Consider the following 26,492-nt stretch of genomic DNA (forward strand, 5'->3'; position numbering starts at 1 on the left):
TAATTAATATGAAGCTTAAAGATAAATTAATAGATAACATAATAGATCCATATTCAAAGATACTGTTTACAACTTCTATAGGTAAAGTAATACATTATAATATATGTAAAAATACAGCAGATGTATATGTAGAGAACATAAAAGGCAATAGTACAACTTTTTCAAATGTACCTATTCAAAATATAGGAGAAGGAGTTCATTTATCACCATTAGAAAAAGGAGATAAAGTATATATACAATTTAATAATGGTTCTATATTTCAACCGAAAATAACAGGAGTAGTAGAGAAGTCATACAAATCTCCATCAAAAAAAAGACAAACTCATATTAGAAAAGGATGTTTATTATCAAATATAAAGAGAGATTCAAGAGAAATAACTAAAAAAACGAGCGAAACTTGGCTAGACTATGCTAATAAAGATAAGTCAAAATATAAAGATTTTATGCATAAAAATCCTATTAATAATATTGTAAAAAAAATAGAAAAAAAAGGAATTTTTGTAGGTAAAGAAGTTGGTATATACCATCCTGTAAAATCTTCAATTGTAAAATTAAGAGATGATAGTAGTATAGATATATTTACAGCAACTAATGTTGGATTAAGGATAAATGCTGAAAATAGAACTATAGAAGTTTTTGGAGATTTTTCTACCAAATCAGAAAACTGGTCAGTAATATCAAATAATATAAATATATGTGCTGAAGATAAAATTACTTTATCTGGAAGTGAGATAGTTATTGATACAAAAAAGATAGAGATAAATGGAGTAGATAAGAATGTTTGATTTTTGTATAACAGATAGTGGAGAGCTAATATATGATAATAATTCGAATAATTTTTTATATTTAAATTCAGATGATTTACTTAGACAAAAATGTATTTGTAGAATAAAGTCTGTAACAAAAGATTGGTTCAATGTAGATTATATAGGTTCAGATATAGAAAAGTTTTTAGGCGAATTAAATAATAAAAATACATTAGACTTAATTATAAAATCTATTGAACAAGCATTACTTTATGATGAGTTAGTTGGAGAAAATAGTTTGTTTTTTATACCTAAAATATGCAAAAATAGGATAGAATTATTAATTTTCATAAAAGAAAAAAGAAATAATAATCCAATTGTTATTAACATGGAAATTGATGTAGTTAGTGGGGTGAAAATCAAATATGATATTAATACACAATAAAAATTTTGAATCTCTGGTTAAAGAAACGGAAGTCGAACTAAATAAAATTGGATTTGACACAAGCCCTGGTTCTATAGCCAAACTTTTTTCTGATATAATAAATAAAAATATATCAGAATTTTATGATGTACTTACAATGAGCCATCTTCAAGCTTTTGTGACTACTGCTACTGGTAGGTTTTTAAATGCTATAGGTATATTAGTAGGATGCAAGAGATTATTTGAAGAATCAGATGAAGATTATAGAAAAAGAATTACTCATCAAACACTAACTTTGGCTAAAGCAAATGAAACTTCAATAAGATTAGCTGTCTTAAGTATCAAAGGTGTAAAAGATGTAATATTAAAAAGATACTCTCATGGACCAGGTAGTATGACTATTGTGCCAATAACTGAAAATATAAAAGATGAAGATTTACTTTTGAATGTAAGAGAAGCATTATTAGATATAACATCATTTGGAGAAAAGGTCATAGTAAAGTTGCCTAATTTTAAATATGTAAAGCTAAATGTAGGGTTGGTATTTTCTTCATATATAGGCGAAATAGAAAAACAAGCTATAAGAGTATCTGTAAGAGAAGAAATCATAAGCTATATAAATTCTATAAACATAGGAGAATCACTATTTATAAATGAATTGACACAGAGAATAATGCAAGTCAGTGATTCTATACTAAATTATTCTTGTAATAGTATTAAGATAAACAATAAAAATTGTTTGTTAATTAATCAGGAGTGCAGATGGGATGAAAAATTTATCGTATCTCCAGATGGGGATTCTGTAGTAATTATATAGGGGACATAATGACTGAAAACATATATTTGGAATTAATAAAGAGTGTTGTAGCAGTTACAACTGCAATTATCACTGTAGTTGGAGCTTGCTTAGGTAGAAAAAAATATAAAAAAAAGAATAAAGAACAATATAAAGCTATAAATAATCAATTAATGTTATATTCGCATCCAATATTTAAAAAAATAGAACTAAATAAAAATATTATAAAAATACATTTTACACTCGAGAATAAGGGAAAAGAAGCTGTTTTTAGAGAAATATTGATTAATCATATGGATATATTTAAGGTTCATGCTTTAAAACTATGTAAAAAAGTGGACTCTGGAAAGATAGTAGATACAGATGAATTATATACAGAAAGTGTTTATACATTAAATAATATTATTGCCGATTTGAAAAGTTTTTATAATGATAATAATCGTTATTCGCAAGAAGAAGTAAATGTACTTGATATAGTGATGGATAAGTATAATCATTGGAATTCAGATAGACAGCATGAAATAGTTGCTAGGATTCAAGAAATTTGTGTATCTGCTTTTTATCCAGATATATACAATAAGTCTATAACGGTATTTGATACATTTCTGTTTGTTATGAATGACATTATGTTTGATGCAAATAAAACATTAAATAATTTAAATGGAGACTTAGTAGGGCTAAAATTTAGAGGAGTGATTATCTAAATGCAAGAAAGCGATTTTGCAAGATATACAGAAAAAATAAGGTCAATGCTTCCCTTTTGGTTTGAAATGAAGAAAAAACCCAATAAGTCTATTGGGATTGAGTTTTTAAATATATTTGGTATAGAGTTGGATGAAATAGAAGAAATGCTACTTTATGCTTCAAAACAAATGTATATTGAATCAGCAGATGAAGAGTTTGTTGATTTGGTATATAAAGCTTTACTACCAAGTAACTTTAATATAAATAATATTTCTATGGTGTATACAAATCAACTCATACTTGAAAGAAGTTGTGATTTGTATACTTTTTTTGGAATAAAGAGAAATGAAAAAAATTTAGAAAATAACATAAAGCAGCCAGATTATTATTTTATTGATGAAAAGAAGAAAATAATTTATGTTAGAGAGGCATACGATAAAGAAGAAGATTTACCTTTTGGTAAAATAAAAATAAAGTTTAATAATAAAGAATTTTTATTTGAGCTAAGTCTACATCATGTATGGAACTTTTTTGATGAATTTGGTTCTTTAGTAGGATGCTCTAGGCTTAAAGGTGAGAAGAATCATGATTATAAATTGAGAATTCTTGATGTCTTTAAAAATCCAGCTAATTCAACAAAGCGAGGTCTTGCTAATGGAATTGCAAGAGAGCTTGGAATTAGAGAAGTAAAAGAATGGAAGAATATGGGCGAAGATTTTATTATATCTGAAAAGATGGTATTGATAAATACTATATCAATAGATAACAATATAATAGACTTAAATGATGTCTATATCACTTCTAGAGGAGAAATTCTTTTAAAGGGAAATCCTGATAAAAAAAATCAATCAGCAGTTATTTCTTTTATAAAAAATCTTGAAATGTATCAACTAGTGGATATAAATAATAAAAAATTAAATATAGAATTGTATAATTCAGATGCAACTCCAACAAGTCTATTAATTGATTATGTAACAAAGATAAAAGATGATACTTCAACTTTCTGGAATGATTTTAGATATGATGAAGATATTTGGGTAAGAAAAGATGAAGATTATGATAATAGTTTTTCATTTTTACCAACGTTTCTTGATTCCAGTATAAAAGGTTTTTCAAAATATGGATATTATAAAAAGTAGATTGGGGGTGAAAAAATGGATTTGAACTTTGAAATTAAACTTATTATAGAGAATACTGAAATAAATAAGTTGATAACCTTTAATAAACATATAATTAAAAAAAATCTAAAGCTATACCCACACGAAGAACTTGAAGTTGATTCAAAAGAAATAACCAAGTATTTTGCTAAAGAGTTAGATAGATATAGTATTGAAAATAATATACATATAAGTAAATTAATGGTTGATGGATATGAAATAGAGTCGTTAACAGAGGGTGTATATATTTTTTTTAAAACAGAAAATACAGAATTATTCTCGCTATCTCCATCTATAGTTGCCGTATTGGAAGAAGAAAAAAATGTAATTATAAAAGAAAATAAAGTGCTAAGCTATACTAAGTTTAAATTGCCAGAAAGAGTGGAAATAGTTCCATATATGAATATTAACATAGCAAGTAGAATGAAAGCATTTCAGTCTGGGATAGGAGATTATAATGATTGTAAGTTATATAAATCAGAAGATACTACATATAAAAAGACATTTAAACTACTAAATAAAATATATGGAATAAGAGCAAGTAACAAGGTAAAATATAACACTATAAAATTTTATTATAGATATAAGATGGAAGCTAAAACTAATTACATTACTTATGATTCTAAAGTAAGTATTAGAGTAAGTGCAAGAGAGGTATCCCAAATTAGAGAAAAAATTGAAGGAGAACCATTTGGGCCAACATATAAATCTGAACTAGATTTAGACTATGTATTTGATGAGCATACTCAAGTAGCAGATATTTATTTATATAGTTTGATACCAGAATTAAAAAATAAAGATTATTCAAAGAGATATAAATTTGATATAGAAGTTTACAATATAAAAGGACCAGTAAGAATATATTCATATACACATGGATATAGGGATTTTTTAGAAGACAATAAAGCTGATGACAACGTTAAATTTAGTGAATATGGTTATTTTGACCATAAAGTGTGTATAAAAGCTGTAGAAGTTATAAGACAAAAAGAATATATTGAAATATTTCCACCACTAGAATATGATTCGCTTGTTGGAGCCATAAATGGAGATTTTGAAGTATCAGAAAATGGAAAGAAGGATATGGTAGATACAGCTCCAGTTTTTGAAGCTTCTCTTGATGTCTATGATAGAAAATATTATTGTATAATAGAAAAATTTAGTCCAGAAGAAGCATATGTTTTATATGAGTTTGATAATCAAGTAGATGAAGAAGACTATACATTAATTAATGGAGACAAAATAAAATTTTATTCTGATTCTATAATTTCCGATTCAACTGAGTATAAGGAATTTTTAGGACAAGTTGATAGAGGAGAGTTCATAATTGATGATAATAGAAAGCATACCTATGTTTATGGTCTTACAGAATTTAGTTTAAATTCAAATGAATATAAAAGGTTTGAGCTTGTAGTAGAAGCTAGTATAAGTGATGTGATGATTTTAGATTATCCAAAAGTGCTTACTATAAGATATGGATATATTGATGATATTATAATTGTATCCTTGAGAACATTACAAAATGCTTTAGCACGTTGGTGTCCAAGTATACATAATGGATATTATTATTATAATCAAGATGAGTATTATTTATATAATAAATGTAATATGAATGGTCAAGAAAAAATATTACAGGATACCTTTAATAAATTTAGAATACTAATTAAGATTACTTTGAATGTATCAGAGCCAACAGGGCAATTTGAAAGGTATGATATTAGAAAATTTAATAAAAAAGACTTATTACTGGATAGTTCAAAATTTGTATATAAAGATAATATGTTATGGCCAAAACCAATAAAATACTATAACGATTATTATTACGATTTTCTGGAAGAATATATTTATGAAACAACACCTTTTTTATTTAACAAAAAACCTACATCCATTCAAGAAATATCATGGATACAAAAATCCAATGAATTTAGTACTGTAGATGTATTTTATGTAGGTCATAATGATATTTATGGAGAATGGATGCAACCAGTTAAATTGATTTATGGAGAGCCCATTCCTTTAAATTTAATATTGTGTAAAGTTTTTAAATTAAGGTTTATACTTAAACCTTCTAAAATGCCCAAACTACAACATAGAGAGTTAATTTATGAATGTGAATCTGATTGGAGAAACTTTATTGATTCTTTCCTTAGTTTTAATTTTTATTATAGAGAAGAAGTATTGATGCCGTTATCGGATAATTCCATATCAATATCAATAACTAACATAATTGATTTAGGGGATACAATAGAAACCACAGAGAATTTAAAATATATAATGCCATCAATGAAGTTTGATGGAGAAGTAGAATTTTATGTACAAGATGACAATGTATTGCTTAATTTAGAAGGAAAACTAAATTCAGATAAATGGATTCAAGTAGAAAATAATACCAAGATTGAAACTAAAAGATTTGTGAGATTTAAAATTGTTTTAAAAGAGGGAGCAAAACTATATAGTTTAAACCTAAAAGTTGGAAGATATGAGTATACAGGAATGAATTTAGAGACTTTTTTACCCTCAATAGGGGATATAAAAGTTAAAGCCACTTACAATTCTACAGAATACTCATCTAAATATGAAAATATAATATCTTATAATCTACCGTATGATACTCAACCATATACAATTATAAAAAATATTGAAGAATATGCAGAAACAGTTGCAAAAGCTAATAATTTTAAACTAGAAAATATAAAAAGTATAAAATTTACTAAGGTAGATGTATATTCTGAAGAATATAATATTTTATATGATGGAGATGATAAAGTAACTAAAAAACCAGTAAAAGCACAATCATTATATTTATCTGAAAGTGATTTTATAGTAGAATCAGAGCAAGATGGAATAATATTTAAAGTTCCTTACACTAAAACAATAAGAATGTCTCCAATACCACAACAATATTCACCTATTATCATATATGAAATTGGAATAGAAGAACCATATACTCAAGTATTTTTTTTGAGTGAAACAGGAGAATATTCACTTGAAAGTGAAGAAAAATTTGAATCTCTTGGGTTTAAAACTTTATACTTACAAAACATAGATATAGATGAGACAACAATAGTGATTACAATAAATGAGGTATTAATGAAGGACTATACTATTGAAAATAATGTTATAGTTTTTGAAAAAGAGGTTCCTAAAGGAAAGATAATAAATGTTAGATACAAGATTAAGAACTCTTTTATAGCTTTGTATGACTATGAAAAAGATGAAGTTGAAATAAAATTACATAAATTTGAAGAAAAGTATCCAAATAAAGTGAAGGTCTATTTTGAAACTCATAAAACATCTTCACTAAAAGAATTAAAGCATATATCACTAAATCCAATCTACAATACCCTATACAATGGATATATATACATATCAGATTATACCTTAGAACCATACTTTTTAAGGATATATTTAGAAACCAACTTTGTGTTTGCAAATGGAAAAGATGATATAAGCATCTTAATATCAGTAACAGATGTGTATAATAATCCAGTTGAAGGTGCTTTTGTAAATATAGAATCTGCTCTTGGAACAATTGAAAAATTAAATGATAGAACTGATATTAATGGAATAATTCCATGTATTTATACAAGTTGGACAGGAGATTGTATAGATGTTATAAAGGCAATTGCTAATGAAAATGCTAAAGATGAAATCACTATAGTAAATAGAAAAATATAGATAAGCTACAAAAGGGGTATGTTTTATGGATATTAATAAGTTGAAAACATTAAATTATAAGATAACAAATGGGTCTAATCTTCAAGGCGTTATTTTAATAAAAGAAGGAAACATAAATTCTCTAGGAGAAGCATATAGAAAAGGTTCTATTGAAGAAGAAACTTTTTTAAAATTATCAGGAAATGTTAATTTTAGTATTTTAAATAATATAATATATTTTAATTATTATGCAAATGATTTATATATTGGAGAAGACTCTTTTGATTTTATTGTGACATTAGAAAATGGAATGACATACATTCAAACAATAGGTATTTTAATTGAACAAAAAATAGTGAGTGTAAATACAAAAGAAAGATTTATAGAAATATATTTTGATAATGAACAAGATAATAGAGTAGCTGTAAATATATCAAGTAATATTAACCAATCTATAGAATTACCAACGACAATAGTTTATAGTTCAACTGATAAAGAATTTAATATTGATAAATGTGTTGAAACTAATGATGCTATAAATAATTTTAGTGAAATAGCGTATCCTTTATATGATTGTAAGGTTGAGATAGTAACTAAAGCTACTAATGAAACCGTAAATAATGGGGCAAGTATAAAAGTCGTTAATAACGCAAATATATCATTTATAAAGAGTAAGAAATTTTTAGGTGATGAATACGGGAAAATTGTATTTAAAAACTTTGTAAATAGAGAATATAATATTGATTCACCTACAAAAGAAATTGTTTATATAGTTTGGCATGCAAGAACAATTGTAACTGAATATAAACCCAAAGATGATATTATAGTAAGTCAAAGACCTGATGTAAGTATACCTAATTTCAAGTTACCTATTATGGACTATCCACAAGCACCAAAAGATGAATCTATTTTAGAAAAAGAAGAATATGTATCTGGAGATTTATTTTCTAATACAAAAGTACATAAAGAATTTGATAATAAAGGAAATAAATCTATTAAACTTGGAAGAAATGTTCCAAATGGAGCAGTAAATTTAGCTTATTATTATAATACAACAGCCTCACTAGATGATACTGTTTCTGTAATAGAGACTAATACAAATAATGTAACATTGCATTTTGTTGAAGATTGGATTCACAGAAGAGATTTAGCTACAAAAAATGATGATTACTTTCCAGAAACTATTGAATTTACTGGTGAAAAAGGCACAGAATTAGAAGGGTATTGGGGTGTTTTATATAGAGATTTTGTTATGTGGGATGAATCTACAGTTACTGATTTTAAACCAGAGCATAAAGTTCAACATGAGGAATTTAAAGGTCTATTAGCTAAAAGAGTGCCTATAGACAAGATATACAATGATGGTGATAAGTATGGTGTTTTAAATTTGACAAACTCTATATTTGAAGCTGTAAGCTTTGTGGAAACTGAGAATGAACTTATTGATTATAATCCTAAAACTTATAATGCATATACACGATATGAAGGTTTGGTTAGAAAGTTAAAAGTATTGTATAATGGGTCAGCTAAATATAGTGGTGTTGTAAATAAAAAAGATGAAATATCAAATATACATCCAGAACAGGAAAGAGAAATAATAATGTATCCAGATGAAAGTGGTCTTTTACATAGAATTGATGGAGAGTATTTGATAGATGACGATTTATTTTATATTACAAATAAATTTAAGGACAACATACCACTGTATTACAGATATAAGTTAAAGTATAAAATTTATGATAATGTCGGATTAGATATAAATGGTTTGTATAATTCAGAAAATATAAATATCGTTTCAGAAAATAATTATCCAATAGATGAAAATGAGTTTAAGTACAAGGTCTTTATAGAAAAAACTAAATATGAAAATGTCTATGATGCATATCTATATACATCATTTGTACCAACTGTAGAAAATCCTATATATGTTATGTATGATGGATTGACAGAAGAAGCTTATGGAAAAGATAGTGTAAATCCTTTAGAAACTAAAGCAGGTATACTTGAAAAGATAAGTCCAATTCAATGTTGCGATTTAGATTCATATAGAGTAAATAGGTTTCAAGATATAACAAATAAGTCTTCTATAGAGGTATTTGAATATGAAATATTGGAAGACAAAAGAAGTAAAATACAAATTGAATACATTATAATGGCGGATGAGTTAGAAATAGCTCCTATTACAAAGGAAATAATAAATAAAAAATATGCGTTATACTCAGAACTTGCTAGTTTTAAGAATGAGGACATGATTATATCTGAAAAGGATACAAATGGATATATGACAGCAAGAGAGATGTTTATGAAGTACTCATCAGTTGAAGACAGAGATAAAATAAATGAAAACTCAACTTTTAGAGTTAAATATAATCTTCAAAATTTAGATACTATGTATTCAAAAGATAAGACTTTGATATATACAGCATCAGATGGAAATGGATTTATATATGGAAGAACATATGAAGATACTGGATTTCCAGAACAAGATTCAACTACTCTTGGAGATATTAAAAATACTAATATGTTAGATAAAGATTCTATATATAAATCAGCGAATGGAAAAGTTTATAAAGGATATTCAGTAGTGTGTAGAAATATAAATCAAATTGTTGTGGGAACTCCTCTAGAAAAAGAGCCCCTAAAAGGTTGGTTTCCAACTATTAAATATGCTTATTTTAGTAAAAAATATGAAAGAATCGATAAAACAATAGAAATTATATATTCCATACCAGAATATGATTTACAGATATTTGGAAAGTATGGCAAACCATATATTGACATATCTGGAGAAAAAGGAAGTTTTGTTGGAAATAGTACTATTAAGGTAAAAAATACTCCAATGTATATAGAAGTTGATAATAGCTGGAAGCCAACTAATTTAAAAGTTTATAAAATGTTAAATGATAAAGATAAAAAAGAACTTGAAATAAAAGGATTTAATTTTAAGTATGGATTTATAGAGATTAATGATTCAGTAAGTGATAATGATAAGATATTAGTAGATTATACTTATGAAGAAAAGAATCTTCATTACAGAGGCTATTATAAAAACCAAGATAAAGATAGCAAAATTATAGATTTAAATTTAAATCCAAATATGTATAGTTTTTATACAGACACTTCTAATGAACTAAATGAGATGAAAAATTCTTATGATTTATTTAATCGAACAATTCACTTTTTTTTAAAACCCATGAGAATAATAGACAGAGGCACAGGTGAGATTTTAAAGGACAACTATTTTTGTGTATACCATAAATTTGATGATCAAGAAGCTTTAGAACCATTTGACTTACATATAGGTAGAATTTTTGTGAGGCATCATACTTCATTAAAATCCACAAATTTAATAGATACTAGATTGAGAGGCGGAGGTATTATCAAAGAAATGGAAGATATACTTCGTCGAGATTTAGAGCCTGAAAGTGATTATTATTTAGATATTGGTACACTTGATGGTAAACCATATCAAGAAAACTCTGTAATTATAATAAGAATAGATAGTAAGCTTCTTTATAAAAATGGAGGAAGATTTTCTGAAGAAGATATAAAAAAAGCTGTTCAAAAGTGGGCTGCTTATGGTAGCTATCCTATTATTGAATTTGTAGATGTAATAAGTGATGATGAGTTACCTCAGACTAGCATAGAAGTCAGTAAAAACATAGATAATCAAAAACATGTAAGACCAAGTATATGGATAGAAAATGTAAACTATAATATATAACTGTATTTTAATAATTATACAAAATATATTTAAATGAAACTCGTTATAAACAATTAAATTAAAAGATTAATAACTATAATTTTAAAAATATACTACTAGATTAAATGAGGTGATTTTATTGGGTGTTTTACCTTCAGCAACATTGCTTACAAATGAATTGAAATTACATGATTTCAAAGGTGTTAAGTTATCCGTTACATTTGGAGATGCTGATTTAAATGATGGATATTCATATGCAAAAATGAATTTTAGAGCAAGTGACATTAAATTTGATTGGTGGATAGATAAACCAAGATTAAATATTATAACAAGTGAACTGACTTTAAATGATAAAAAAGTTTGGAGTGAGTTAAATCATGGTCCTAATAGTGGATTAAATGCAGATTGCCTAGATGGGTATCATGCTGTTGATTTTAAAGATAGATTGGGATACAACCATTTTAAACATGCTGCATTGGTGTCCCATAAAAGATATATTAAAATAGCCACATTTACTCCAAGAAGAGTTGGAAATGTACCTGATTTTTCTACAGATGGTAAACTTCCATATCAGGGGATATTTGCAAATAGTCTAGTGGCTAAAATGAAAAATGAAGATTACATTGATGAATTTGTTAAATCTACATCTAATTATATCGATTACACAAAACCGAATATAGGAAAATTCGACCACACTGATATGATGACAGAAGGAATTTACAACTCCATATTTAGAGGGTCTATAACTTTTCTTAAAGAAAACAGTCCAACTACTATGGATATTCATATTGGTTTATTTGAAGACCCTACAAATACAAATAAAGATGGATGGACTTGTACAAACAAGTTTTTTTATGTATCATTACATGATGAAAAATTACCATTTTTAAATGAAGATTTGTCTTCTGAAGAAAATTTAATAAAAGAAGATGAATTTAGAGAACAAAAAAACAATGGTGGAAAAATTAATTTTGATAAAACTATAGCTGATAAAATAGAAGATTCTATAGAAAAATCAAATTTAGAAAAAGAAAATATCTCAATGTATGCAAGTGTAACTTCACCAAGTGAAAATCATGCACATGAAAGACCTCTTGATTTAAGTGGATATAAGACTCCTCAAGACCCTAGTAAAAATGACTATAAAGCTGAACAATTTCCACCATATAAACATGAAGGGGATAGCTATCAAAAAGAGATAGATATACTAAGGTTATATCATGTGAAGTCAGATTCTACTACAGTTGATGGTGTGGAAATAGTTACTCACAAATTTGAATTATACTTAGCTATAGATGAAAAAACAGAAGTACATATACAGCCATATATGTCCAGTTCTTGTATAGTTCATCAATATCAAAGCCCAGTTACAATATCTGGACTTCCTGAGACAAATCATTTTATAAAGCCAAAGTCAATTTACGATAATAGATATTCCCATATTAGACATAGACATTATGATTATGAAGCTAGAATGGATAAGATTGATAGCGAAGTAGAGGAAATTTGGGATACTTTTGACTATTATGTTGTAATAGCTCAAGGAAGTGATAATGCTAGAAAAATTCTTATGACAGATGATAATGGAAATGTTTTTTGTTCAAATGATAATATGGAAAGGCACACTGATTATAGGAGAAATGGTTCAAGAGTTTTAGTTAGTGATACAAATAAGTGTATTAGTGAAAGTTCTGTTACAACTAGGGAACTTGCTCAACTTAAAGAGGTAAGAGCCAATGTTCAAGAACAGTTAGACGAACTAAGAGATGATATTGATGATATAAAAAGAGACATAATCAATATAGAAAATGAAATTAAAAATATTAAAAAAGATTATGTCAAAAGACGAGGGGATTCTATGTATGGAGATTTAACTATGATTCAAAATTCTAAGATAGTTATAACTGATGAAGGAAATAGAAAAATATCATTACGTGGAGATATGGAAGGTGCTCTAAATGCTGATAGTGATGGAGAGATTGACCATTTTTGTTTATATGATGAAGCTATTAAGTACACAGATCATAATAAAAAGGAGAGGGTAGGTAGACGAATATTATCATATAGGCCTCAAGATGGAAATGGTGGATGTGTGTGGTTTTTTAATAATTCTATCCGTCTTGGAGATGGATTTGGCCTACCAGGTCCTAAATTTTCATTATCTTATTGTCCTCCTGGAGACTATCCTCCATTTAAAAAACCTAAAGTAGGTGATATATGGATAAAGCATATATTGGATACAATATCAGAAAGTAAAAAAGAAGATAATGATAAATACCCTATAGGTCTTTATGTTTGTACTAAAAGTGATGATGATGGAAGTAGTGGTAAGAAATATAAAGCAGAATGGACTCCAATAGCACAAAAAAAATAGTAAGTATACTAGATAAAGGGATTGTTTTAATTAAAATTGAAACAATCCCTTTTATAGTAATCACATATCTTATTTTCGGCAAACTTAAATTGCAATATTTATTTATATAAAAAATTATTAATATAATTTAAAAAATGTTAAACAAATTGCTATATAGATAAGGTATATTAAAAATAAAAGTAAGTTTACAAAAGTAAAATGATATGCAAAAGAGGTGAGTTTATTTGGAACATCCCAAGATAAATATATGTAAATCTACAGAAGGAAATTTATTACACTATATTTATAGATTTAAAAATATTTCATCAGAAACAGAAATAGAAGAATATATAAATAATCAAGACCCAATTATAGAAATATTAGAAGAAAATGCTGATATAGAATCGACTAACATCAAAGATTTTTTACTTAGTAGAAATGATTTTCCAAAAGGATATGATGGGTATACTGAATTTACGCTACCATTTGAAATAGTAATTCCTTTTAAAAAATTAATTGTGAATTTAAAAAATGATTTATCATCAGCACCTCAAGAAAAAATAGAAATACAATTAAGTTCATATCAAACTATAGCAAAAATTTTATTTAAGAAAAGAAATAATTATAATGAATATGAAACATATAGGATTATAACAGAACAATATGAGATTGATGATACAATAAAGATTAGAAATAACAATGGATTTCTAATAAAAAAATCTAATGTGGAATATAATAAAATCACCTTAGATTTTTCCATAGATATAGTTACACATATAGATATACACGCACATGGAGTGTTTGATCCAGTAGTAGCTACTATAGAAGGAAAAAATTACACATTATTTTATCAAATGAAAGAAAAGCAAAAGAATAAATATGAATATAGAGTCATAAGTAAATTTCCTAGTGGAAATATAACAGAACTATCAAATCTAGGAATTTGTGAATTATCTGAAAGTCCAGATAAAATAACTCAAATATTAGAAGTAAAAGAAGATGACCCTAAAATAACAAAATGGAAAGAGATAAAAAGAGAAAAAGCATCAAAGGATATAAATATTAATAAAGAGGATTTATACAGCAAAGTAATAAATACAATAACTAGCCAAGAAGTACATTCAGATGATTCTACACTAATAACTGATGGGATAAGATATGTAAAGTTACCAAATATATGGCATAAAGATAAAAGAGAATTATTTTATAGAAAATCTAGAGTTTTTAGAATGAAAAACATATATAAAAACATATCAACAGACTACTGTAAGCCAATAATATTTCAAGATAAATTTGAAGTATTAATTGATAAAATGGTTATCTATAGAAAAGATGTAACGAATTTAAATGAAAACGAGCAGAAAAAGCCAGTTGATATAACAGATGAAAAAGCCACCATATTTAAAACATATATAAGGCAAGGTGGTAAGTACTATAATGATTATATAAATAATATAGAAGATAATGGTGCAGTTGAGATGGTTGTGTTAAATTCTAGATATCCACTTTTATCAATAAAAGATTACTGTTTGTACTCAAATAAGTACAACTATACTATATATTTATATGATGAGAAAGGAAATATATCAGACCCAGTAGTGGCTGTATTATAGGTGTACATATGTATGATAATATCAATAGTCTTTCAAAAATATATACAGAAAATACAATAACTTTTTCAAGGATAAAAAATCTAAAATGTATAAGTTATAAATTGTATGTAAATGAAAAGATAGGAGAAAGATGGCAAAGTTATTTATTAGCAGAAATACCAAATCCAAAGGTTGAAGTGCTGTTGAATGAAAATAAGGTGCTAGAGTACAATTCGAATCAAAAGTGGGATGTATCTAAGGCTATAAGTGGGACAGTAAGCAAGTCTATAAAAGTGAGTGTAAATAACATAGAGCTAAATAATAGGAATTATACATTTAATTCTAAGTTTAAAATTTTATATATTCATATAGAACTTTCTCCTACAGACTTTGTTGAGATACAATATCAAGTTGATAAGATAAAATACGTGCATAAGACTTTAAATAAATGTGAATACAGTGTAGTACCTGTTTTTGATAAACAATATTTAACAGGGCAGCACTCTTTATTATAGGTGAGTTATGAGTGAAAAATTTACTAAGATTTCAAGAAAAAATATAATAGATAAACTGTATACTGATGAAGATATGATTGAAAATTCATTTGAAAAGGATATATCTTATTATTCAGATAATTTATTTTTTGATAGAGCTTTATTTAATTTTGATAATAATAGATATGCAAATTCCTTATTTATAAATGAATTTAAAAATAAGGAGTATTCTGATGTCCAAAATAGTAGTGATATAAAGTTTGATTTTGATAAAACTTGTATATATTTAAATGAAGGTAGCAGTTTTGGAGAATATAATTCAGTTGATATTTATACTCATGAACATAAAAGTTCTTCATTAAATAATTTTTTTCTGATTGTAGACCAAACTATACCAAATGGTTCGGAAGTAATCTATTATCTAGTAACTGATAAAAAAGAAGTGCTTCAGATAAGAGCAAATAATACTGTACCATATACTATACAAAAAGAAGAAGATATACCTAAAACAGTAAAAGTAAGAGCTAAGATATGGTCAAATTTAGCAGGAGAATCACCTAAAATTAATGCAATAGCACTTCTCTATAGTGATGATTTTACAGAAGCTCAAATGGGGCTAATTAATCCTGATTTAGGAAGACTCCCAGATACTGAATATCCAGAATTAAATGATGTAACAACTATATTAAGAGATTCTAAAAATGATGATAAATTGATAAAAGTAAGTAATGCAACTGAAGACATAGTACTTAATTATGCTGAAGAAGGAAATTTAGATACAATAAATATTTATGAAACTGTATCAGGAGATAAAAAAGAAGATATTTATCTTATATATGATGATTACGAAAATAGTGATAAAGAGGTTGAAAAAGTCTTGATGCAGATCATAAGTAAGAAAAAATAGTAATGTATATAGACAATATGGTGAGTTGGTGAAATATGAGAATACAACAGAAAAAAGAGAATATTTATGTAAAAGGTTTAGATAAAGTTGATGCGTACTTAATAAATATAATTCAAAGATATTTTGAATATGATGGTAAAAAAATATTAGGGTCTAAAGAGCAAATCATAGATGAGGTTATACAAAGAGTTAAAGAAGATTTAATATTACCTGAAATTCAAAATTTATTTGAAGAGTTTTTGTTAAAAAAAGGAATATCATTTGATGAAAATAAAGTGATAATAACTAATAAAGATTTAATAATTATCAATGGTCAAATAAAAGAAGAAAAAAATAATGAAGGAATATAAAATCATAATATAAACATAAGGAGGAAACTTTATGCACAGTTTTGAAAGAGATAAGTATTTCATTTCAAAAGAAAGTTTAGAAGGATATACTATGGAAAGTGGTATTATCATAGGAAAACAATTAACTAGAGAATTAGAATTAATGGATGAAAATATGTATGAAGTTCATAAATTATCTCTGTGGACTAAGTTGCTAAAAGAAGGAATTAGACCTATTAAATGGAATAAATCAGAATGGAATGGCACTAAGATAGAGTTTGAAGTAATGAAAACTAAAGAAGATGTAAAAATGGCTGTAAATGAGTTAATTAATCTATCTAATAAATGTCATGAAAAGTATAAATTAAAGGCTGGAATGTAATATGCCAAATACTTCATTGAATATAAGTAAAATAAAAGATGAGATTATAGAAGCTGTTGTAAGAGAAATAACATCCAATTGTTCTACTGATGAGGAAAGAGAAATTTTAGAAAATGAATTTGAGACAAAAATTAAAAATAATACATTGATAACGAGCTTAGATGAGCATGAAATAAGTATTAATTCTCAATCAATTAATAAGACTATGAACGAACTGTATATAGATTTACTGACTAGTTTTGGTGTAGTTAACTCAATGAGTGAGTTGATATCAAAGTATGATAGTATGAGTACATCATATATAAATAGTATAGCGACAAAGATAAATCAAATAAAAGATAAACTAGAGAGTTGTAGATATTCTACCTCATTTAAACATATGCCTAAATTTATAATAGAGAGATTTAGAAACTCAAACAATTTCGATAAAAGTAGAAGTATTCAAAAAGATAGATATGGTCAATGGATACCAGAAAAGTGTTATGTTAATTTTGATGAAAAGGAAAACATATTAACATTACCATTTTTAAAACGAGATAACATGTTAAGATATGATAATAAAGTCTCAACAGCATCTTTAAATTATAAGTTTCAGCTTGGTGAAGGATTTATAAAATCTTACAATAATGGAACATCTCTTGAAAATGCTATAGATGGAAATCCAACATCATTTTGGAGTGATACTATACTGTCAGATGCTCCATTAAGTGTTTCGTTTGAAAATAATAAACCAAAAGCTCTATATGTAAGAGATAATTATTTTTATGGAATAGACTCTGGGGCAGTTTGTGACCTTGAACTTAATTTTGAATCTATTAATAAAATAAACGAAATAAACATAACTCCATTTACAAAATATCCTATTGATATAGTTGCTATAAGATATAAAATGACAGATGATGAAGATGAAGTGTTGATAGAGTTAGTAACACCAGATAATAAAGACAAAACACTAAAAAGTGTTTTTACTAGAGATAAAGTTACATTTAGATTTCCAGAAATAATATGTAAGAGGATATACATATTATTTACACAGAAACATTATATAAGAGAAACATATGTATATAATCCAACTGAGGTAAATAAAAATTTACTTTGGTTTAATAATGAAAATGATAGAAAAGAAAAAGTAAGTAAAGCTGTATTTAAACCAGTGTACTATGATAGAGAAATGGTTAATTCTCTATGGCAACAAATGAATGATAGAATATTATCAGATTCTTATGATGAGCTACTATCTAGAATAGTTGGAAATGACAAGTTGAATCACAAGGTATTAAAATATGAATACAACTATGGTTTATATGATTTAGGATGCTATAATAATCATTTTGATAGAACTGGCTTTTATATAAGCAAATCTTTAAATTTAAATTCTAATATAAAAAGTGTACAGATAGTAACTGATGAACTACATCCTAAAAATTCACTTGGAAAAACTGTCACCGACATAGAATACTATATTACAGTATCTGATAATCCAGATGCTAAAGATTGGATTCCTATATTGCCAATGAATAAGGAGATTATAGAATCTGAACTTTTATTTATAACAGGAAGTACTAGAGCTTATTTTAGATTTGAAGCAGAAATCGTTTATAAAGTAATGAAAGATGGAGAAGAGATACCTTTAGGTAGTGAAGGATTTTATATACATAAAAATCAAAAAACTGGATTTTTTTGGTGTATTCAAATATTTAATTATGATTATAATGCAGTATATAGTATAAGTTATAAGCCTGTAAGGGGCAGTGATTCTGTAGATTTTGCATCAAAGTTAGAAACAACTATAGAATCTTTTAATGGAGAAAATAAATCAAATTTTGAACTTAAATACAGTCCATTTACAGAGTCTACAGTGGATTATTGTGATGTAAAAGTGGTAGACACATTAAATCAGAATATTAACTGTGAAATAGAAACTCTAAATGTGACAGATATATCAGAAAATGGAAGTAGTTATAAGAATTTTGATAATTTAAATGACAAACTTCAATTTTATATATTTAAGAACTCAATCTATTTTAATAGAGAGATAGAGAATAAGTATATCATAGATATATCATATAAACATTTAGTATCAAAAATAAAGTTAAAAGCATTATTTAGAAGAAATACAGTTAAAGATGGATGGTTAACACCTGCTTTAAAAGAAATAAAATATATGGTAGATACATTTTAAAGGTGATAATATGAATAATTATAAATATAAAAAGCCAAATATATTGTTTGAAGAAAGGATTAAAATTCTAATAGATGATTTAAACAAAGATTTTGATTCTGGAAAAATAAAAACTAAAGCAGAGTATTTTTACGAATTTAAGAATATGATTATTGATTTTTATAATAAACTTGGAAAACCATCATTTAAATTCTATGAGGCAGTATATATACCATCATTTTCAAACTATAGTGATATGTTAAAAAAAGCTAAATATGATATGCATGTCTTAATGTGTAGTTGTGAGAAAATAGGAAATGATTTACAAGTATATTTTAAAGATGTTAAAGAAGATACTGGTATATTAATGAAAAAATTAAACTGCATAGAAACAGAGATAAATGAACTAGATAAAAAAGTAGACTCTTTGAAAACAGTAAGTAATATGATTTATTCAGATGACTTTGTAAAAGTTAGTAATAGAAATAACTTGAATAATACTTCTTGCAGTGTATTATATGGAGCATTAACATTAGCAACAACATCGAGTAAATGTTTAAATGACAATATAAATATACAAGTTTTAGATATATCAAATGGCTTTCCTGGAAATACACATGAAATATATCCATCTTATAATAAAATAAAATATATTGGAGAAGATGACCCTCATATATATTTATCAGATATGTTAGATGGAAATGATGATACTTGGTTTGAGTTTGAAATGTATAATTTAGAATCTGATGTAAAAATAAAAACTGGAATGGTTGGATTTAAGTACAAAGAAGGTATAAGTTGGATAAGTGATGATAGAGTTTTAAAACTACATTTTAAAGTTTCTTTGGAGATACCTGTTAATATCAATTGGTTCAAAATTTCTGGTATACCAAGGCCAAATGTTAATCTACATAATCCTATAATAAAAAGAATAGTTGTAAGAGATAAATATGAAAATGCTCAAATATTACAATTAAATCAATATCTAGATGAAGAGCATATAATAACATTTGAATCGAGTATAGTTAAAGAAATTATAGTTGAATTAGAACAAGAGGACAGTAATTTTACTAAAGTATGTAGAGAGTATTTTTTAAATATAAATCCAACTAGAATTCCATATTTTTTTTATGACAGTGAGAAAGATTATGTACAATTTGATAAACCTCAAAAAAGTATAGAATTAATAGGGCTTAAATATAATCATGATGATAAAAATATAATTTATCCATCTACAAAAACAATAAACAATTTTTTGACAAGAGAGTATGTTAAATCTCAATTGTTTTATAAAAAGATAAGTGAAGATATTTATAAATTTCAATATGAAGAAGTAAGTGCAAGGAGATATGTTATAGGCATAAAAAATATTGATCTTAAATACAAAGTTTATGATATATATGGAGTATATCTATCACGTAAATTTTTATCAAATGAAAATATAAGGTCAATTACTTTAAATTCTAAAGATTACATACCTAAAAGATTTATAGAATATACAGATAAAAACAACAAAATTGATGATTATATTAAATATTATATAAGTTTTGATGATGGTTCAATATGGACTAGGATAAGACCAAGACATAGAACTCAATATGGCTCTTGTACAATAGTAGTAAATAGTAATGTGTCAATTGTAAATAGAAATAAAAATGTTACATATGTTGATATGCTTAATGATGTAAAAGAATTTAGATTAAAAATAGAGTTATATAGACCAGAGGAAATAATTGATGAGTCACCTATAGTATATAGTTATAGTATAGATGTAGGTTCGGAGGAAATTATATGATGAACATTCAAGAGTATCAATTAAAAATTAAAGAAGAAGAGATAATAAAAAGGCTTTTGAATAATGGAGATTTAGTGACTTTTTATGAAGTAAATAAGTTTATAAGTGAATTTTTTGAAAAGAAAATAATTGGTTTGCCTTATTTTAAGCCAATTACATTATTACCATATCAAAATTCAGATAAAGAACAGTTTAATAATATGTTTAAAAATATAGAAGGTGATTTGAAATCTATTTATGAAGTACATAATAATCATGTAGAGTCTTTTATAGAGACTGTAAATAAATATGATTTAGAAATAATAAATATATATAATGAAGCAAATAAGATTATTGCTTATTCAGAAATAGCAAATGAATTTTCAAGCCAAAAAATGGCTTATTACCCCTATGTTATAACTTTTAATACACTTGAAGATACAAATACTATAAACTTAGTAAAAAATAATATACCTAAGTCAACTTGTGAAATAGATTATAATACATCTACACTTAGAAATGAACTTCATTCAACCCCAGATGATAAAATAGATTTAAGTAAGTCAAATTTGAAAATATTATTAAATGGGCAAGAGATAGGTACAAGTTCAAATCTAAATTTAATATTAAATGAGGCTCTTAATGAAAACATATCATTAAATATAATGCCAATTAAAAATGAAACTCAAATAATTATAATTGACTTAGTGTTAGATGATATTAAAACAGTATCTAGAATTGAGTTGAGCGGTTACTCACTACAAGATACCATTATAACACTATTAATTTCTTCTGATAATAAGAATTTTAAAGAGAAGTTTAAATATCATGGAGAAAGAAATAATATATGGAGATTTAACAAAGAAGATATTTTATCGATTAAATTTATAATTGAAAAATACGAAATTGACCAAGAAGAAATAGATAACTTAAATTCATTATTTGTATTAAACAATATTTCACTTTACAATGATAAGTATTCTAAAACTAGTGTGTATACAAGTAATAAAATTAAAATTGATGCACCTATATCAAATATAACATTAAATCCTAAAAATAAAATACCACCTATGACGAATATATCATATTTCATAGGTATAGAAGATAAAAATAATAGTGTAGAATGGAAGAATATAAAGCCAGGTGTAGCTTTAGATTTAAATCTTCTATGCAAAGAAGAAAAACTACTTAATTATTATACATCTGATTTATTTGGAAGACGTGACTTTGATATAGAATTAAAAAATTTTCTGTTTTATATACAACAACTTCCAGAACATGTAAACTTAAATTCTATTGAAATGAGAACAGGACATTCACAATGGATGATTGAGAGGCTGAATGTAAGTGATAAATATAATCAAGAATATCCAAGTTCATTGAAGGTATCTATAAATGACTATGCAAAACATAGAGTTACTGGAATAGCTCCAATGGATGCAAATATGATGGAAATAATGTGTAAAAGCGTATGGAATTATATGGTAATGAGTCAATATGTTAATTGTCTTGAAGATACTGTAATAGAAAATAAATATTTTAGTTTTGACAAAGACAAGGAAGTTTTTGATGTAGTTGTACTTGTAAATGGAAGACAAGTATTTAAAAAAGATAATAAGTATGCATTTAAGTTAAAAAAGGGAGAAAATAAAGTTCAAATAATGTTTTTACTTGGTGAATTAGATTTATCCGAGCCATTAAAAACCATCAAGCATAATTTTAATCTAATGTCTTATAGTGATTATATATTTGCTGGTCCAAAAATGAAAAGAATAACGTATAATTCTCTAGTGAAAGATATAAATCCTCATTCTCTTAAATATTATGCAATAAAATCTATAGATAATATGGACAATATAGTTACAAAATTTGACCCTAATTATACGATTAGCCCAAATGACCCTATAAATATTGAATTAAGAGAAAAAAGGAGTCCACAATACCAAAGACCAGATATAAAAATTAATACAGCTGAGTATTTTAGAATATTTATAAAATATAGACATATGTTGCCATCAACAATTGAAAAGTTAAAATCTATAAATGATGATAGCTTAATAAGATATAGAGTAATGGCTAAATTATCTACTTCAGATATATCTGTCACTCCTGTAATCAATAATATAAAGGTGGTGGCTGAATAATGTCAATAACACTATATACTAAATCATCTGATAAAGAAAATAAGGTTAGTTTAAGTTGGGAGAATACATCAAGTTCACCTCACTTGTACAGAGTATTTAGAAAAAAAATAGGAGATGATTTTGGTAATTCTGTTGATGAAATATTTCAACCTATTTCTTTATGTGAACTAGAAAAATTAGAAAGTGACATAAAGGTATTGAATATACATCCAGACATAGGAGAAGAAATTAGTTTTAAATGTTATAGAGGTATTACATGGAGTATTAAGAAGTCTGCTTCTTTAAAAAAATGGATGGAAGAGCCTTGCAAAGAAGATGCAAGAGGATATGGTATGGCTAAGATAAATGTAACTCCTGTATCAAACAAAGAATTTTGTGAAAATCCAGATGATTTTTTAAAGGATACTAGTGGTATGTACATTTATGATGTAATAGTTATCGGATTTTCTAGTGGTGAAGATTATACTAATGAAAATAAGTTAAATAAGATAGCATTAGATTCTATATTTGAATTTATGAATACAAATAGAAGTGTTATTGCTAGTCATGATTTAATTTCATCCATATTTAGAGAAGATGAAAGTTTAAATAAGTTAAGGGAGTTTTTTAATGTAAAGATTGGAAAATGGAAAGGAGAGAATATATTTTTTGATAAAGGCTATGGATTTACAAGTTCTGTATGGGGAAATGAAGTCGTTGTAAATAAATTAGATTCAGTTGCATTATATCCATGGAATATTGTAAATAAAGAAGAAAAGATAAAAATATCATATACCCATACTACATCTAATTTTGCACATGGAGATATATGGTTTAATATAATACCACAAAAAACAGAAGGAGAGTCGAATTGGTCTACTTCACAAGAAAGAGCTGCTTCATATTATCTTACAACATGGAATAATACTGCCATGATTCAAATAGGACACAATATAAATGATATTGAAGATATAGAGGAAGATGAAAAGAAGATATTGGCAAATACTATTTTTAGAATGAAACAACTAACTGAAAATACGTCTATTGAAGACAAACCTGGAGATACCTCTATTCCAATTAAACCAAGTATAACAAATCAGTATACTACTGAAGATAGAAAAGTCATTTTGGAATATACTTCTAAAGATACAGGGAGTATATATCAATATTATGTAGAAGGAATAGATTTAAGTACAAAAACAGTAACAGAATCGAACATAGCCACCACAATAGTTACTACAGGCATAAAAGAGTACAATTGGTGTTTACATCCTGTAGAAAGTGATATTAATCCAATTATTTTAAATAATTCACATATTGTATACAATAAGACCCAAAGAGAAACAGTGATGACACAATCTCTACAAAAAGGATATTATATGTTTAGGATTTATACAACTGATTATTCAGGTAATAAATCTAAAGTAGAAAGTAAGATTTTTCATGTAGATGGTGAAGTAGACGAAACTTCAAACAGGGTATTAGATGAAGTTCCAAATGCTGTAAGATTTAATAATAGGTATAGGGGGCCACAAGAAAGTTGTAAGACAAGTTCGATGTACAATCAGATAGATTATAATATAAGAAAGTTAAGTGGTAAAATAGATAGATTAGGTGTAATGAAAGAAGAAGTGCTTATAGACTCAAATTATAGTTATGGAAGTTTTGTAGATATAATTGACAATATACAAGAAGAGATAGACATATTTTATGATGTAAGGGGAGATTAGATGAATAAACTTATCATTAATAACTTACCAGTATCAAACAGGAATGATTTTGGATATAAAGCTATAAACAAAAGTTCAATGCATAATGATAATCAGAATAATATGCTAAATGATATCCTAGATTTATTCAATAAAACTAATGAGATAGAACGTACATTAAATAATAAGATAAGTTTGATAAAACTTGAAAATGCTCAGTTGGAAGCTGTAAATTTAAACTTGATACAAAAGTATAATCAATTATTGAATAAGTATATTGATATACAAAAGTCTAATAAATCAAGAAGAAAAATAATATTACCTCAAGATTGTAAGACTGAGGAGAGTACATTTGGAGCTATAATAAACAATGTAACATCAGATATAACTATAAGACCTTCAAAAAAAATTTCAAAATTGGCTGTTTTTGATGATATATCAAATTCTATGTTTATTCCCAAAAGTCTTTCGGTTAAGACAAAAATTACTAGTTTTGGTGTCATATCAGAACAGGATAATGATTTATATGCACCTTTTTCTAAAGATAATAATCTATATTGGACAAAAAGAGTAGTTACAAGTAATTTCGTAGATTTTTTAGATACAGAGTATGAAATTACTCTTCCAGAGGATATTATGACTACATTAGAAATGAATGAAATATATATACATCCATTTTTATGTAGTGTAAAAAATGTATATGTAAGGTTTGGAGATTCCAGCTATTGGGAAGAAGTAGAGGGAATTGAATATCATTCAGCAATAACACAGAATAATTTAACAAATGAATTTTCAAATTCAGTTAGAGCATTTAGAATAAATTTTCCTAATAAAAAAGTTAATCAAATAAAAATAGTTTTAAGAGGTTATAATTATGAAGAATGTGAAACAAATCTAAGAACTTTTGTTTATGGTATAAAATCCTTAGGAGCTTATATAAATTATTATAATAATTATGAATCTTCTACATTTAGTTTTAAGTGTAATATTGATGAAAAGAAAGATGTAATGATTACAGGTATAACGCCCCACTTTAATAATAGCAGTGACACTGGAAAATATTCTAAAGACTTTATATTTGACGTATATTATGAAGATAAAGGAGAATATCATCATAAAATAGTAGATACTTTTCCATTTAAACCTCCTACAAAAAAATTGATGTTTAAATGCAGGATAGGTGAAATTTATAGTGAAATAAATATAAAGAGTATTGATATAAATTATACCTATTATGGAGATGACTTGTAGTGTTTTTAAGTGTGAACGATTGTATTTAACATTTTGCATATGATATAATTAGTAGTACAAATTTGGGGGTGGTTATTTTGATAGTGCTGATTTAGGATTTATAATAAAATATTTTAAGGTTTATAATAAAATATTAAAAAATTTTGTCTTTATCGAAAGACTTTTTTTTATTTTTAAATTGTCAATTGTGACAATTGACCTATATACTTTTATGCTTAGATTTATCATTAATAATGATAGATAGAGCGAC

The 26,492-nt window shown here is 25.9% G+C and carries 18 protein-coding genes; all 18 read left to right on the forward strand.

What is annotated here, in order from left to right; genetic code table 11:
* Positions 1-8: 8 nt before the first annotated feature.
* Positions 9-785, forward strand: a complete 777-nt coding sequence (locus JJC01_08190) for a hypothetical protein (GenBank protein ID UDN59827.1) — start codon at positions 9-11, stop codon at positions 783-785.
* The gene (locus tag JJC01_08195) at positions 778-1,191 is read left to right on the forward strand and encodes a hypothetical protein (GenBank protein ID UDN59828.1); all 414 of its coding nucleotides are present in this window, start codon (positions 778-780) and stop codon (positions 1,189-1,191) included. The genes JJC01_08190 and JJC01_08195 overlap by 8 nt, the downstream gene beginning before the upstream one ends.
* Positions 1,172-1,987, forward strand: coding sequence for a baseplate J/gp47 family protein (locus JJC01_08200; protein UDN59829.1), 816 nt, complete (start codon positions 1,172-1,174; stop codon positions 1,985-1,987). Before JJC01_08195 ends, JJC01_08200 begins: the two co-directional genes overlap by 20 nt.
* Positions 1,988-1,995: 8 nt before the next feature.
* Positions 1,996-2,670, forward strand: a complete 675-nt coding sequence (locus JJC01_08205; GenBank protein UDN59830.1) for a hypothetical protein — start codon at positions 1,996-1,998, stop codon at positions 2,668-2,670.
* The gene (locus tag JJC01_08210) at positions 2,671-3,789 is read left to right on the forward strand and encodes a Low copy number virion structural protein (GenBank protein ID UDN59831.1); all 1,119 of its coding nucleotides are present in this window, start codon (positions 2,671-2,673) and stop codon (positions 3,787-3,789) included.
* A 15-nt stretch (positions 3,790-3,804) separates the two neighbouring features.
* The gene (locus JJC01_08215) at positions 3,805-7,485 is read left to right on the forward strand and encodes an Ig-like domain-containing protein (protein UDN59832.1); all 3,681 of its coding nucleotides are present in this window, start codon (positions 3,805-3,807) and stop codon (positions 7,483-7,485) included.
* 25 nt (positions 7,486-7,510) lie between these two features.
* Positions 7,511-11,188 carry a virion structural protein gene (locus JJC01_08220; protein ID UDN59833.1) on the forward strand — a complete coding sequence of 1,226 codons (3,678 nt, stop codon included), beginning with the start codon at positions 7,511-7,513 and terminating at the stop codon, positions 11,186-11,188.
* Between the two features lie 118 nt (positions 11,189-11,306).
* The gene (locus tag JJC01_08225; protein ID UDN59834.1) at positions 11,307-13,541 is read left to right on the forward strand and encodes a hypothetical protein; all 2,235 of its coding nucleotides are present in this window, start codon (positions 11,307-11,309) and stop codon (positions 13,539-13,541) included.
* Between the two features lie 224 nt (positions 13,542-13,765).
* The gene (locus JJC01_08230; GenBank protein UDN59835.1) at positions 13,766-15,133 is read left to right on the forward strand and encodes a hypothetical protein; all 1,368 of its coding nucleotides are present in this window, start codon (positions 13,766-13,768) and stop codon (positions 15,131-15,133) included.
* A gap of 8 nt (positions 15,134-15,141) precedes the next feature.
* Complete coding sequence (locus JJC01_08235; GenBank protein ID UDN59836.1) at positions 15,142-15,627, forward strand: hypothetical protein; 486 nt, start codon at positions 15,142-15,144, stop codon at positions 15,625-15,627.
* Between the two features lie 7 nt (positions 15,628-15,634).
* Positions 15,635-16,513 (forward strand): hypothetical protein, encoded by an 879-nt coding sequence (locus JJC01_08240; GenBank protein ID UDN59837.1) that lies wholly within the window; start codon positions 15,635-15,637, stop codon positions 16,511-16,513.
* Positions 16,514-16,548: 35 nt separating this feature from the next.
* The gene (locus tag JJC01_08245) at positions 16,549-16,863 is read left to right on the forward strand and encodes a hypothetical protein (GenBank protein ID UDN59838.1); all 315 of its coding nucleotides are present in this window, start codon (positions 16,549-16,551) and stop codon (positions 16,861-16,863) included.
* A gap of 31 nt (positions 16,864-16,894) precedes the next feature.
* Positions 16,895-17,224, forward strand: a complete 330-nt coding sequence (locus JJC01_08250; protein ID UDN59839.1) for a hypothetical protein — start codon at positions 16,895-16,897, stop codon at positions 17,222-17,224.
* Position 17,225: 1 nt separating this feature from the next.
* Positions 17,226-19,406 carry a virion structural protein gene (locus JJC01_08255; GenBank protein ID UDN59840.1) on the forward strand — a complete coding sequence of 727 codons (2,181 nt, stop codon included), beginning with the start codon at positions 17,226-17,228 and terminating at the stop codon, positions 19,404-19,406.
* 10 nt (positions 19,407-19,416) lie between these two features.
* Positions 19,417-21,180, forward strand: coding sequence for a hypothetical protein (locus JJC01_08260; GenBank protein ID UDN59841.1), 1,764 nt, complete (start codon positions 19,417-19,419; stop codon positions 21,178-21,180).
* A complete protein-coding gene (locus JJC01_08265) occupies positions 21,177-23,303 on the forward strand; it encodes a hypothetical protein (protein UDN59842.1) in 2,127 nt (708 codons plus the stop codon). Before JJC01_08260 ends, JJC01_08265 begins: the two co-directional genes overlap by 4 nt.
* Positions 23,303-25,012, forward strand: a complete 1,710-nt coding sequence (locus JJC01_08270; GenBank protein ID UDN59843.1) for a hypothetical protein — start codon at positions 23,303-23,305, stop codon at positions 25,010-25,012. The genes JJC01_08265 and JJC01_08270 overlap by 1 nt, the downstream gene beginning before the upstream one ends.
* Complete coding sequence (locus JJC01_08275) at positions 25,013-26,242, forward strand: hypothetical protein (protein UDN59844.1); 1,230 nt, start codon at positions 25,013-25,015, stop codon at positions 26,240-26,242.
* Positions 26,243-26,492: the final 250 nt, after the last annotated feature.

The organism is Clostridioides sp. ES-S-0010-02, from assembly GCA_020641055.1.
Classification (GTDB): Bacteria; Bacillota; Clostridia; order Peptostreptococcales; family Peptostreptococcaceae; genus Clostridioides.

Coding starts and splice junctions, on each gene's coding strand:
- JJC01_08190 (UDN59827.1), top strand. CDS start 9: ATGAAGCTTAAAGATAAATTAATAGATAACATAATAGATCCATATTCA.
- JJC01_08195 (UDN59828.1), top strand. CDS start 778: ATGTTTGATTTTTGTATAACAGATAGTGGAGAGCTAATATATGATAAT.
- JJC01_08200 (UDN59829.1), top strand. CDS start 1,172: ATGATATTAATACACAATAAAAATTTTGAATCTCTGGTTAAAGAAACG.
- JJC01_08205 (UDN59830.1), top strand. CDS start 1,996: ATGACTGAAAACATATATTTGGAATTAATAAAGAGTGTTGTAGCAGTT.
- JJC01_08210 (UDN59831.1), top strand. CDS start 2,671: ATGCAAGAAAGCGATTTTGCAAGATATACAGAAAAAATAAGGTCAATG.
- JJC01_08215 (UDN59832.1), top strand. CDS start 3,805: ATGGATTTGAACTTTGAAATTAAACTTATTATAGAGAATACTGAAATA.
- JJC01_08220 (UDN59833.1), top strand. CDS start 7,511: ATGGATATTAATAAGTTGAAAACATTAAATTATAAGATAACAAATGGG.
- JJC01_08235 (UDN59836.1), top strand. CDS start 15,142: ATGTATGATAATATCAATAGTCTTTCAAAAATATATACAGAAAATACA.
- JJC01_08240 (UDN59837.1), top strand. CDS start 15,635: ATGAGTGAAAAATTTACTAAGATTTCAAGAAAAAATATAATAGATAAA.
- JJC01_08245 (UDN59838.1), top strand. CDS start 16,549: ATGAGAATACAACAGAAAAAAGAGAATATTTATGTAAAAGGTTTAGAT.
- JJC01_08250 (UDN59839.1), top strand. CDS start 16,895: ATGCACAGTTTTGAAAGAGATAAGTATTTCATTTCAAAAGAAAGTTTA.
- JJC01_08255 (UDN59840.1), top strand. CDS start 17,226: ATGCCAAATACTTCATTGAATATAAGTAAAATAAAAGATGAGATTATA.
- JJC01_08260 (UDN59841.1), top strand. CDS start 19,417: ATGAATAATTATAAATATAAAAAGCCAAATATATTGTTTGAAGAAAGG.
- JJC01_08265 (UDN59842.1), top strand. CDS start 21,177: ATGATGAACATTCAAGAGTATCAATTAAAAATTAAAGAAGAAGAGATA.
- JJC01_08270 (UDN59843.1), top strand. CDS start 23,303: ATGTCAATAACACTATATACTAAATCATCTGATAAAGAAAATAAGGTT.
- JJC01_08275 (UDN59844.1), top strand. CDS start 25,013: ATGAATAAACTTATCATTAATAACTTACCAGTATCAAACAGGAATGAT.